Source organism: Desulfobaculum bizertense DSM 18034 (assembly GCF_900167065.1).
Taxonomy (GTDB): domain Bacteria; phylum Desulfobacterota; class Desulfovibrionia; order Desulfovibrionales; family Desulfovibrionaceae; genus Desulfobaculum; species Desulfobaculum bizertense.
Genome location: NZ_FUYA01000018.1, coordinates 1 through 12,093 on the forward strand (window position 1 = coordinate 1; position 12,093 = coordinate 12,093).

At 51.7% G+C, this 12,093-nt stretch carries 10 protein-coding genes and 3 tRNA genes; 10 read left to right on the plus strand and 3 right to left on the minus strand.

Going from position 1 to position 12,093, the window contains the following annotated elements:
* The first annotated feature begins 255 nt into the window (after positions 1 to 255).
* The 3 genes from cobU to B5D23_RS14630 all read left to right on the plus strand — a co-directional run bounded on the left by cobU (position 256) and on the right by B5D23_RS14630 (position 1,362).
* Positions 256 to 792 carry a bifunctional adenosylcobinamide kinase/adenosylcobinamide-phosphate guanylyltransferase gene (gene cobU, locus B5D23_RS14620; protein WP_200803682.1) on the plus strand — a complete coding sequence of 179 codons (537 nt, stop codon included), beginning with the start codon at positions 256 to 258 and terminating at the stop codon, positions 790 to 792.
* Positions 793 to 1,103: 311 nt separating this feature from the next.
* Positions 1,104 to 1,180: transfer RNA gene (locus B5D23_RS14625), tRNA-Pro, on the plus strand.
* A gap of 106 nt (positions 1,181 to 1,286) precedes the next feature.
* Positions 1,287 to 1,362: transfer RNA gene (locus tag B5D23_RS14630), tRNA-Thr, on the plus strand.
* A 595-nt stretch (positions 1,363 to 1,957) separates the two neighbouring features.
* Here the strand turns inward: B5D23_RS14630 and B5D23_RS14635 are convergent.
* Positions 1,958 to 3,655 (minus strand): sigma 54-interacting transcriptional regulator, encoded by a 1,698-nt coding sequence (locus B5D23_RS14635; protein ID WP_078686203.1) that lies wholly within the window; start codon positions 3,653 to 3,655, stop codon positions 1,958 to 1,960.
* A gap of 189 nt (positions 3,656 to 3,844) precedes the next feature.
* Between B5D23_RS14635 and B5D23_RS14640 the strand changes: the two genes are divergently transcribed.
* The 6 genes from B5D23_RS14640 (at position 3,845) to B5D23_RS14665 (ending at position 9,178) form a co-directional block, all read left to right on the plus strand.
* Entirely contained in the window at positions 3,845 to 4,786 is a 942-nt protein-coding gene (locus B5D23_RS14640) for a tetratricopeptide repeat protein (RefSeq protein ID WP_078686204.1), read from the plus strand.
* The gene (locus B5D23_RS14645; protein WP_078686205.1) at positions 4,779 to 6,443 is read left to right on the plus strand and encodes a 4Fe-4S dicluster domain-containing protein; all 1,665 of its coding nucleotides are present in this window, start codon (positions 4,779 to 4,781) and stop codon (positions 6,441 to 6,443) included. Before B5D23_RS14640 ends, B5D23_RS14645 begins: the two co-directional genes overlap by 8 nt.
* Positions 6,444 to 6,478: 35 nt before the next feature.
* Complete coding sequence (locus tag B5D23_RS14650) at positions 6,479 to 6,787, plus strand: hypothetical protein (RefSeq protein WP_078686206.1); 309 nt, start codon at positions 6,479 to 6,481, stop codon at positions 6,785 to 6,787.
* A 67-nt stretch (positions 6,788 to 6,854) separates the two neighbouring features.
* A complete protein-coding gene (locus tag B5D23_RS14655) occupies positions 6,855 to 8,003 on the plus strand; it encodes an FMN-binding protein (protein ID WP_078686207.1) in 1,149 nt (382 codons plus the stop codon).
* Positions 7,993 to 8,205 (plus strand): hypothetical protein, encoded by a 213-nt coding sequence (locus B5D23_RS14660; protein WP_078686208.1) that lies wholly within the window; start codon positions 7,993 to 7,995, stop codon positions 8,203 to 8,205. The genes B5D23_RS14655 and B5D23_RS14660 overlap by 11 nt, the downstream gene beginning before the upstream one ends.
* The gene (locus B5D23_RS14665) at positions 8,198 to 9,178 is read left to right on the plus strand and encodes an FAD:protein FMN transferase (protein WP_159446022.1); all 981 of its coding nucleotides are present in this window, start codon (positions 8,198 to 8,200) and stop codon (positions 9,176 to 9,178) included. The genes B5D23_RS14660 and B5D23_RS14665 overlap by 8 nt, the downstream gene beginning before the upstream one ends.
* A 236-nt stretch (positions 9,179 to 9,414) precedes the next feature.
* On the opposite strand, the gene B5D23_RS14670 is transcribed toward B5D23_RS14665, so the two are convergent.
* Together B5D23_RS14670 and B5D23_RS14675 are read right to left on the minus strand one after the other, a co-directional pair.
* A tRNA-Ser gene (locus B5D23_RS14670) sits at positions 9,415 to 9,506 on the minus strand.
* Between the two features lie 213 nt (positions 9,507 to 9,719).
* Positions 9,720 to 10,922 (minus strand): iron-containing alcohol dehydrogenase, encoded by a 1,203-nt coding sequence (locus B5D23_RS14675; RefSeq protein WP_078686209.1) that lies wholly within the window; start codon positions 10,920 to 10,922, stop codon positions 9,720 to 9,722.
* 413 nt (positions 10,923 to 11,335) lie between these two features.
* Here B5D23_RS14675 and B5D23_RS14680 point away from each other — a divergent pair, with 413 nt between their 5' ends.
* Positions 11,336 to 11,662 carry a DUF6694 family lipoprotein gene (locus tag B5D23_RS14680; protein WP_078686210.1) on the plus strand — a complete coding sequence of 109 codons (327 nt, stop codon included), beginning with the start codon at positions 11,336 to 11,338 and terminating at the stop codon, positions 11,660 to 11,662.
* The last annotated feature ends 431 nt before the right edge of the window (positions 11,663 to 12,093 follow it).

The following is a 12,093-nucleotide window of genomic DNA, read 5'->3' on the forward strand; positions in this document are numbered from 1 at the left end:
GGAATTCAAACTCGATGAGGATACGTAAGGGAATCATTCCCTTACGCGGGGTCCGGGGCTGGCCCCGGTTTTCTTCCCACCCACCGCTCCAGCACTACCGCGCTGGGCAGACCCCCAATTTTCCCCACTCGCTCATCTGCCCACCCAGTCCTCACGGACTGAGGCAATTCTCCCACAAAAAACATTAATAAATGAATCTAGCCCTGTGGAAAACTTTTTCTTTTGGAGGCCGGGCGGAGGTGCTAAAAAGGGAGAATGAGCTATAAAATTTTTGTAACAGGCGGCTGCCGTAGCGGGAAGAGCGACTACGCGCAGGGGCTTGCAGACCGGATAGGAAAAAAAAAGGTGTACCTTGCGACATCGCAGGCGCTGGATGATGAAATGCGGGCAAGAATCAAAAGCCACCAAGAGAAACGCGGCCCTGAGTGGGAGACCTGTGAAGAGCCGATAGAGGTAGTGGACGCCCTGAAAAAGCTTGCACCTGAAACAGACGTCATCATGCTGGACTGCATGACGCTCTGGACAACGAACTGCCTGCTTGCGGAAATGAGTGACGAAGAGATCTTGCAGCGAGCTAATGCGCTGGCTCAGGCCTTTGTCGCATGCCCTGTCTCTGTGGTCATTGTCTCCAATGAAGTGGGCCTTGGCATCGTCCCCGACAACAAGCTTGCTCGCCGCTTCCGCGATCTTGCTGGTGCTGTAAATCAGAAAATAGCCGCGGCAGCAGATGACGTTATCCTCTCTGTGAGCGGAATTCCTGTCGCCATAAAAGGCAGTTTACCGAAAATATAACCTTTCGTATTACGAAACGTATTTCAACATCCCTTTTTTCAAGGTGCAACGACCTTTAGCTTCTAGGCATTTTGAGCAGTCGGAAAGAACATCTAGGCGCAAAACGCCTGTATACTCTGCCACCCTTTTGCGTATATATAAGGTAATGCTCTGGGTGCTAGGAAGACTCGTACAAATGCTTCACGATTTCACCTAAAAAGCACAATTTCTGAAAGAAATTTTGAAAAATCGCGCAAAGGTGATTGACATTTATTCGGAAGCCGCCTAGTTATCTCTCTCGCTGCTTGTGAGCAGTTTTGAAAAAGATCCGTCGGGATGTAGCGCAGTCTGGCAGCGCACTTGAATGGGGTTCAAGGGGCCGGAGGTTCAAATCCTCTCATCCCGACCACGATGAGATCACAGCGGGTACGCTTACGCGGCCCGCTTTTTCAAAAAAAAACGCCATCGCGCTTCACCAGACCTTGAAGCCACTTACCCCAAGTGAGATGCCGTAAGCCCATATAGCTCAGTAGGTAGAGCGCATCCTTGGTAAGGATGAGGTCAGCAGTTCAATTCTGCTTATGGGCTCCATTTCGAAGCTTCGCCCTGTATCGGCAACGATACAGGGCTTTTTTTTTGGTTACGAGACGCCGTCTCGTGCTCTGCAAGGGCGCAGTTTTATTGGGGCGCTGCCCCAACCCCTGCAAGGGGCGCCGCCCCTTGACCCCGCCCAAGGACGAGGCCCTTGGGAATCCCGATTTCGCCCGAAATAAAAAGGGACCGAAATGTGATGAGAGCTATGCTCTCCCCTCCATTTCGGTCCCCTTTTTTTCGGCCTAGTGGGCATTTCCCGAACGCGTGTTCTTCTGCCTTTTCCAGACCGCACTTATTCCTTTTGAACGCCGAAAGGCGTTCAAAAGGAATGGTGGCAACTCACGGGAAAGAGAAAGAGGCTCTTTTCGTTTTCTCACCCAAGTTTGAATTTGGTTCACGCGAAGCGTGAACCAAATTCAAACTCGATGAGGATACGTAAGGGAATCATTCCCTTACGCGGGGTCCGGGGCTGGCCCCGGTTTTCTTCCCACCCGCCCATCCAGCACTACCGCGCTGGGGCTGGCCCCGGTCTTCTTCCCACCCACCCATCCAGCACTTCGTGCTGGACAGGTCCCCAATTTTCCCCACTCACTTAATGAGCACGAATTCCCATTTTTCTCATTTTGCTTCGCAGGGTGTTCGGATTGAGCTGAAGAAGCTCGGCGGCGCCGCCCGCACCGCTAATTTTCCCTTGAGCTTGAACGAGTGCGGCCTGAATAGCCTCACGAATCGTGTCATCCAAGGGTTTTATAACGGGCGGAAGAGCGGAAGAAGAGAAAGAGTTATCATCTGGTGCCCCTTCATGCTCAAAAGAAGAAAGTCCTAACTTCGAAGCCAGATGAAGCTTGGGAAGATGCTGCTCAAGAACAGCTTCGACACGGGCATCAATGGTTTTCTCGAAATAACTCTGACTCTCTTCGGGCGCGATGTACCAGCCTTCATCCTGAGGAAGAAGCTCTTCAAGATAGAGGGGACCTTGAGGTGAAAGCGTAATGCCACGCTTCACAAGATTCTCAAGCTCGCGCACATTTCCGGGCCAAGAATACTTGAGGAGACGATCTACCGTCTTGCTGGGGAGCTGCGGCAATCCATCAAGCCCAAGCTCATCACAAACGCGCTTCATGAAGGAGTAAATCAGGGCAGGAATATCCTGAGTGCGTTCTCGAAGCGGCGGGACATGAATGGGGAACACATAGAGGCGATAATAGAGATCCTCGCGAAAATCGCCTTTCTGCATCATCAGCTCAAGATTCCGGTTCGTGGCAGCAATGACACGCACATCAATGTCGATAGTCTTGGTGCTGCCAATGCGCTCGACTTCGTTGTTCTGGAGCACACGAAGGAGACGAACCTGGGCCTTGAGCGGAAGCTCTCCAATTTCATCGAGAAAAAGCGTTCCACCATTCGCCTGCTCAAAACGCCCTGGGCGAGAAACAGAGGCACCTGTAAATGCGCCTTTTTCGTAGCCAAAAAGTTCACTGTCGACCAAGGATTCTGGAATTGCACCACAGTTCACTTTGATAAATGGCTTGTTCTGACGGGGAGATATGGCCTGAATCGCATCGGCAATCAACTCCTTGCCAACGCCAGTTTCCCCTAAAATTAACGCGGGAAGCTCGCGGTCTTCCAACTGCCGAACGACATCCATCGTGGACTTGAGACCACCGCGCTCCCCAATGACATGACGTCCTCGAAGACTCTCGAGATTTTTTTCCAGCTCGTCGCGCTCCTCGCGTAACTTGCTCTGAAACTCCAGAGTCCGCTTGTACTGCAAAAGATTGGACATCGCTAAGGCAAAGGGAGTGAGAAGAAGCTCAAACTTTTGCTCATGCTCTCGAGTGAAACAGCCTAAATGCTTCCCCATGAGACAAAGATGCCCAAGAATCTTTTCTTCGGAACGCAGAATGCAGACAAGATATCCCCGCTCTTTAAAGGGGACCAGAGAACGTAAGGCATTGCTGTGCAGACTTGCGACAGACTCTTTCCTGTTGTTTGGCGTGTTGATAACGCCACTTACCCCTGCGTTGTGCAGAAAAAGCGACCGGGCGTCTGTTTCAGACAAGGGGACAGACATTTCGACAAAATCGAAACGCCCAGACTGAACTAAAAACAGCAAATTCAGACTCTTGAGATCATTGGAATACTGATGCAAGGATATAGCATCAATGGGAAAATGCTTCTCAAGAAAATCAAAAGTATGAACAAGTGATTCCTTCATATCGAGGCTCCCGTTGAGCCGGGTCATGGCCTCGGTGAGGAAATCCATATTGTCTTCAAGCGAATGAGTCATGTTCTTCTCCTGAGCTTTCGGCTAGCACGACCCACGAAATAAGACAATCTTTCGCTCTATTCAGTAATTACTAGTTGTATTTCACACCTCGTTAAAAATTACACACGACATAAAGCTTCAAGTACCTGATTTTACTCAATTATGAATCATGGCACAATTCTTGGTTAACAAGAGCCAAGGAGTGACACCATGAGTACGAGCAACCTGCCTATCGACGAAAACAGCCTCAGAGACAAAATCTGTTCGCTGAAAGACCAGCGAGAATACCGCTCACTGGCTGAATACCTGATCGGTGCACTGGCCTCTGGTCGTGTTCCGTCAAACCTCCATGCAAAAGCATACAACGAGCTGGGCCTCGCCCACCTCCAGCTCGACGAAGCTCTCGAAGCTGAAAAGGCATTTATTGCGGCCATCGAGCACGATCCCGACGCAATAAATCCGCGATTCAACCTCGGAAACATCGCCCTTTATGCCCAGAAATATACGCAGGGCCTCAATCTCTTCCGTGAAATCCTCGAAAAAGAGCCAGAACACATTGGCGCGCGATTCCACGCGGGCCTCTGCCTCGCCATGAGTGACAAGCCTGACGAAGCGCTGCCCTACTTTATGTATAGCGCAAGCGCAGCGCCAGAAGCGATGGGACCCAATTTCTGGTCCGGCGAAACCCTGCTTTCCCAAAAACGCTTTGAAGATGCTTTGCCATATTTCCGCAAGGCCGCAGAGATTACCCCAGACCATCGGGAATCCCAGCGCGGTATTGCAATCTGCCTATTTGAAACCTGGCAGTTCGAAGAGTGTATTGACCAGTGTGATGCCCTTATTTTGTCTGGCAAGGGTTCAGAATACCTTGCTTTCCAGATCAAAGGCGATGCGTTGATCGAGATTGGAGAGATCGAATCCGCCGCACTGTGCCACCTGCAACTTGCTGACATGGACTTCGACGCACGCGATTTTCTTGTCATGCGGGCCAAAGAACTGACCAAGCAGTATCCAAACGACGTCTCCCGATACATTGACACGGTCCTCGACGTCATTCCCGAACTGAAACGCGCTTTTGACCGCATTTCCACACACGACGATGCGGCAGAAAATCCTGCGCGGTCAACAAAAGAGGAGGCATCTGATGCCTAAAGAACAAGATGCATTGGACATCATTAATGATCCAAAAAATCGCATCTCCGGCACGGAAGGACCGGAGACCGAAAAAGTGGATCAGAGTGAAGGAGAAGCTCCAGGCACCGAGAAAAAGGGCTTCAACCGTCGCAATTTCCTAAAATTTGGTGGTGCTGCCGCCGCAGTCGCGACCGTTGCTGGCGCGGGTTCTGCTGGTTTCGCCATCGGCCGGGCTGACGACGCATACACTGGCTACAACCGCACCTATCAGGGCGGCGACCAGTTCTTTAACCGCGAACCATTCCGCTGCGATGTTCCGGTTATGATGACCCCTGTGGCCAAAGTCGAGCGCCCGAACTGGACTGACTTCCTTTTCAAACGCATGCATGAGCTGGTCAACATCATTAAAAGAGGTGAGTGGACCCCGGACATGGGCGTTGAAAAACTGCCTGGACCGGTGGGAGACCACTACCGTGCACGCCCTGGCGATCTCGAAATTATGCTGAACTCCTTGCAGCGTAACGTCCGCCGCAGTCAGGCATGGAAAGAGCACGGCAACAAGCGCTATGCTCTTGCTGGTGCCTACAACATGGCATTTGCAAAGGGTGGCATGGAATTCCCTGATGGCACCAACCGCGTGCCAGCAGATCCTGCTGACGAATACAAACGCACGGGCAAGCCCGTTCCGCCAGAAGACTGGGATTTCCGAGGCATCTCCCGCAAAGAGCCGATGAAATTCAAGTCCCCTGCCCATGCGTCCAAGCTCATCAAGCGCATGGCTCACCAGTTTGGCATGTCCCTCGTTGGCATTGCCAAATTTGACCCGCGCTTCATGTTCAAAAACCTCATGCGCGGTATGCCTCAGGAAGGCCGTGAATGGGGGGATCGCGTTCCAGAACACTGGAAATCCATCATTGTGTTTGGTGTGCCCATGAACTGGGACGGCACCTATTCCGCAATTGGATATTCCACGTCTTTTGACGCGTATTTCCGCTCCCGCTGTGCAGCAGGCCTCATGGAACAATTCCTGAAAGAACTGGGCTATCCGGCTCGCGCAGAGTTCCCCGGTCACAACTACGAAATCATGATGAGCCCTTACGTTCAGCTCGCTGGCCTTGGTCAGTACAGCCGCGCTGGTCTGGTCATGGTTCCGGAGCTTGGTGCAAACTTCCGGCCCGCAGCAGTCATCACAAACATTGAGTTTGAATACGACAGACCCATTGACGTAAAAATGGCTGACTTCTGCCTCAAGTGTAAAATCTGCGCAGACAGCTGCCCCTCCGGTGCAATCACACACGACGACCGTCCCCAGACTGTTGTCCGTGGTTTCAGGCGCTGGAAGCTCAACGAAGAGAAATGCTACTCCATGTGGGCTGGCGGCACGACACAGGACGGCCTTGGTTGCCGAGTCTGCGTTGGTGTCTGCCCCTACTCCAGAAAGAACACCTGGGTTCATACCATTTCTCGTGAAGTCGAGCCTCGTGACCCAACAGGTCTGTTCTCCACAGGACTGCTGGCCATGCAGAAAAACTTCTTCAAATTCAATGAAGCCGAAGATTACCGTTCCGACTGGGACGGCGGCAAAGAGGCAAACTACCACAATCCGCCGTGGTGGCTGCGTGCAGAAAACTTCCTCGATATCGAAAAGGACTGGAAGTACCACGGAATGGAATAGTGGGCTGTTTGCACTAACGAATAAGGAGAAAATTTATGTTCCCCGGAACTACTATGCTCAACTACATCTTCTGGATGGTCATGGGCGCATTGCAGGTCTTGGTCGTCTTGGGATTTGTTGAGTGGCTGAAACACTACGGTCGCAAAGTCGTCTGGTGGCAGGTCGCGCTTTTTTACGCTGGCTTTGTTTCCCTCTGCACAGTTGTCGCAGGCGGAACCACGCTTATGGGTGAATACGAGTCTATTGCATGCTGGTACTTTATCGGCGTCCTCGGCATTCCCGTTGTTATTTGTCTTGCTATCGCGTTCCGACTTTTCGTCATGAAAAAGTCGACTGACGCCTAGCCCTCCTAACTACCAGGCAGCGGTTCATTTTTTTTGGACCGCTGCCACCCCTTTGGGGAGAAATAGCTTGTCCAAACAATCTCTTGAAAAAATACTGGCAGTCGCCACGATTCTGATACTTGCCGCAGCCTGGGTTGCAGGTGGAATGCGAGTCCAAGACGCCAGTCTGCTACGCATTAAGAATATTTCTTCGGAGATAGAAAATGTTCGGCAGGTCAGTGACTCAGTGTATGAAGGGAATCGCAAAGGCGACGCTTCCGACAAACTCTACATCGGCCTCGCAGGGCACCCCAGCTACGGCGGAATTTTGCAGGTTGCTGTTGTCGTCAACAAGGATGAAATCATAGAGCGCGTCGCTCTTGTCCAGTCGACAGATACCTCAACATATATCGACCGTGTGCTGGGTGACGGTGTTCTGGACGCCTTTTTAGGAGCCAAAGAAAAGAGCCTGCCACAGGTTGATACGGTTTCTGGCGCGACCCTGTCTTCAACCGCCATCATCAAAGGCGTGCACAAAGCCACATCCTACATCCGCGGCGAAGCTGTAAGCCACGAAGGCATCACGCTTTCTCCCAAAGAATGGGCAAAAGCAGGTCTCAGCCTGTGTCTTTTTGCTTTGGCCTTTTTCATCTCCAGCAAAGCATTTCGCTGGAACAAAATTTACGCCCGCCTCTGCCTTCTGGCTGTTTCCACAGTTCTTCTCGGCTTCATGTGGGCATCTCAGCCGTCGCTTTCCACAATTGCCCTGCTCCTTTCCGGGCTGTGGACCGGTGGTCTGGCCTCATACACATCCATGATCTGCCTCCTCTTTGCAGGCACAGTGTTCTTTCTTTCAAAAAAGAACCTCTACTGCACAATGATTTGCCCCTTTGGCGGCATTCAGGAAGGACTTGGACGCATCACAAAGTGCTCTCCGCCCAAGAAAACAGAATGGATGAAATGGATTGCCCGCGGATTTGCTCTCGTGGGTCTCAGCGTTGCGCTGTATTTCAGAAGTCCATTTGACGCCGGATACGAACCCTTTGGCATCGCATTTTCTTTTATTGGCTCCACGGCTCTTTTTGCTCTTGCTGTCATCATCATCGTCGCATCGCTTGTGGTAAAGCGGCCATGGTGCACGCTGCTCTGCCCTGCTGGACCTCTCTTTGACTACTTTGCTTTCATGCGAAGATGGCTCACAGGCTCCAAGAAAAAAAGGAAGAATCATGAGATTTAGAACACTCTTTACCCTCTGTCTCTTTCTCATTTTCATTAATCTTTGCGGCTATGAGCTGGTGACTCACATCAAAGCCAGCATGGCACGAGACATCGAATCCGTACGTTACGTACGAAGCCTCGACGCCCCAAGCAAAGACAAGAAGAAGCCCAAAGTGTTCAACGTAGACAAGATTTTGGAGCACACAGATGTCAATGGTTAGCAGACGACAGTTCCTTTATTCGCTTGGTGTCATCGGGGCAGGTGCCGGTTTTGGTCTCCCTCTCCTGAGCAAAGCCTGCACGCTGCCTGAAACAACCCAGACTCAGCTCATGATGGGCACGTTTGTGACCATCTCTGCGCGCAATCAGAGTGCCTCTCTTTTGGAAGAGGCTCTGGCTGACGCCTTCCAGCAGGTCAAAGATGGCGAAGCACTCTTCACCCGACATTCAGCCTCAAGTCCGCTTGGCGTGCTGAATGCGCAGGGAAGCTTACGCAATGCACCGGCTCCGCTTCTTGGCCTGCTTGGTAAATCTCTCAAGCTTGCAACGCAAACACAGGGTGGTTTCAATCCCGCCATTGTGCCCGTTCTTGACGCACTCAATGCATCCGGAGCAGCTTCTGTTTCTGCTTTGCCCAAATCCATACAGGCAGAGCTGCGAACTGTGACTGATCCCCGAGCCGTCGCTGTTCAGGGCAATCACATTCGCCTTTCACATTCTGGCATGGGGCTTTCACTGGATGGTATCGCCAAAGGTCACATCGTCGACCTAGCAACTGCACGTCTGGAGCGTCGCGGCATCACAGACTACCTCATCAATGCAGGTGGCGACATCCGAGTCGGTTCAGCAGGCAAGAGCTGGACCATCGGCATTCAGGACGGAAATAATCCTGCTCGCAACAGTATGGTCCTCCCTCTCCGTTCTGGTGCCATTGCCACTTCTGGCAACTACGAAAGCCTCGCCACCAAGGGCTATGCCCACCTCGTGCCCGGCCAGCTCAATACGTGCTCCAGCCTGATAAGCGTGACAGCTGCAGCGCCGAGCTGTGCCGAGGCCGACTCTTTGGCAACTGCACTCTTTGCAATGGGCACAGAGCGCGGAGCTGCCTACCTCAAACAGCATCCACAGTACTCCTGTGTCTGGCAGACAACGAACGGCGTCATTCCTTCTTCTCAATGGTCCCACACCGTCTAGCCAGAAACAATTTGTCCTGAGGAGAGCGCATTGGCAGCCATTTCTAGCCCCTTGGTTTCCAGCGCTCTCCGCTCATGACAAACAGGGGCGGCCTTGAGTCGTAAGCGGAAAAAGGGCCGCCCCATCCTTCTCTTTTTTCAGAGATCCAACACAAAAAAGCTCCCGAAACAGCAAACTGTTTCGGGAGCTTTTTTTATTTTAGTCTGACTCCACAGCATGGAGGCATCTAAAAAAAATGGCGGAGGGGGAGGGATTCGAACCCCCGGTGAGCGTTAACCCACAACGGTTTTCAAGACCGTCGCAATAAACCGGGCTCTGCCACCCCTCCGCACTTGAATGGGTCGCGAATATATTCGGAATAGAAAGAATTGTAAACCTTTTGGATTTATTTTCCCAAATTCTTCACCCAAAACACGCAGAAGCTCCGGAATGCGGTGGAGGACGCCGCTTCGCGAAGCTTCTGCTGCCTGTAAGTAAGAGGCGGGAGGTGGCTCGTTGTCCCGCTTGAGCCACCCCCCTCGAGTGAGTACGAGAAATCTCTCTAAAATGAATTCCTGAAAATCCGCTCGATGACCTTTTCATCGACCCGGATCGGGGCCACAGGGAGCAAAACCTGCCCCAGAGAAGACCCCATTGTCATGCGCACAAGTTCTGGAACATCAGCATCGGTGAAATACCCGTTCATACTTGTGCTTTGTCCAACGCTATTCAGCCACTTTTTGAGCTGCTCCGAGGCAAGCTCTGCCTCCCCCGGAACGCCCCGCAGACCAGGAACAACAGGAGACAGGATGTCCGCCAAGACCTCAGGCGTCGCATGGTAAATCTCCCGAATCACCGCAGGCATCAGAATCCCCAGCCCATCCCCGTGGGTGACCTTGGAATTCACAGCGCTCATCGCGTGTTCCATCGTATGCGTAATATGAAGGAGTCCAATATCAAATGAGATACCCGCAATAGCCGAAGCGTACATAAGCCAGTAGCGAGCAGTCAGGTTTGAAGGCTCAACAACAGCCTTGGGCAAATATTTTGCCACGAGTCGCACCGCATCTTTTGCCAATCCAATAGAGTACGGGTTTGTCGTTGTTGTCGTGGCCGCCTCAACAGCATGATTCAACGCATCAATACTCGTTGAAATCGTCTGTTTCAGCGGCATACTCCGTGTCAGAGCCGGATCCTCAATCGTATAACGTGGGTAGAGGTAAGGCGAGCACAGGCAGGGTTTATCTTCACCATCAGACTGGGCCACAGCAAATGCATCGGTTTCACTTCCCGTCCCGTGAGAAGTGTTCACTGCGATGATTGGCAGTGCCCCCTGAATTGTCTCCCCTTGTTCATAGAATTCTACAGCCCTTTTGCCCGGGTGCTTCAGAAGGACAGCCGCAGTCTTTGCCGTATCCATCGAACTCCCACCGCCGATGGCCAGCAGGCACTGCGCCCCGCTCTCTTCTGCCTTTTTCGCTGCTTCTTCGCAGTTCACGTACGTTGGATTTGGCCGAACCTTATCATACAGCTCAAAGTGTTCCGCCTCGCGTTCCAGTGCGTCTTTCGCCGCATCCCACGCGCCTGATGCCGTATACGCTATCGGGTCCGTCACAACCAAAAAGCGTCTTATCCCCTCGGCTCGCAGCTCTTTCAGTATTGCTCCAATTTCGTTTATGGCTCCCACACCAAAAAACGTTGTTGGGCGTGCTGGTTGAAGCTTAAAGATACGCGTAATGTCGACCTTTTCTTCCCAACCAAGCATACAGCGTCCTCCTGATAGATTTATTCCCACATATTTTTTCTATCGCAAAGTTCATGCCGTAAAATAAAACCATTTAAATCATATAGTTATATTTTTACTACTTCCCTACGCAGGGTTGATACGACACATTTTTATCGCCACCAAACTTTACAGGAAAAATCCCCCCTTCACTCGCATCCTCCCGACAATGACGGAGTGATACACCTTTCCCCCCTCTTGAGTCGTTCTGACTCAACGGCCCTCTTTCCCTTTTTCTGATCGCATCATTTTTTTGTCTCCGTGAGAGATTTTTTTTCCATTCCTCTCTCTCATTGACATTTCTTTCCCCAGCAGAACACAATAGCTCACCCTAGCGAAAGCCCTCTTCACTCAAGGCTTTCGCTTCATATTTTCCACGCACCAAGGAGTATATTTTGAAAAAACTTCTCGCAGCACTGCTTTGCACTCTCGCCCTCGTCGGCTGTTTCGGCGGTCCCACAATTGATGGCTCTTCAAAAGAAAACTTTGAGAAGTCTACCGACGCCATCATGGAAACCCTCGACGCCGATCAGCGCGCTGAATTCTCCAAGGCACTCAAGATCGTCGCCTTCAGCTCTATCGACTTCGGTAAAGTCTTTCAGGGCGCACTCGATGGGAAAATGCCAAGCGAAACCATGCTCTACAAAGAACTCGACGGTCTTAACGCCCAGGAAGTTATCGAAAAAGCTCAGCAGATTATGGACTCAAAAAAACAGAAATAGAACACAGTAGCGAGACTCCGTCTCGTGCTCTGCAAGGGGCGCCGGGTGGTGGGGCTTGTTTTGTATTGGGGCGCTGCCCCAAGCCCTGCAAGGGGCGCTGCCCCTTGACCCCGCCCAAGGACGAGGCCCTTGGGAATCCCGATTTCGCCCGAAATAAAAGGGGACCGAAATGTGATGAGAGCTACGCTCTCCTCTCCATTTCGGTCCCCTTTTTTTCGGCCTAATTAACTAAGCGTGTGTTCTTTTTCTTTGCGCCTCAACCCTTTCTTTCTGAACGCGAGCGTTCAAAAAGAAAATGGTGGCAACGCACGGGAAAGAGAAAGAAGCCCTTTAGGCAGCCCCAACAAGTTTAAAAGCCGTCCAAGCGAAGCTTGAACGGCTTTTAAACTCGATGAGGATACGTAAGGGAATCATTCCCTTACGCGGGGTCC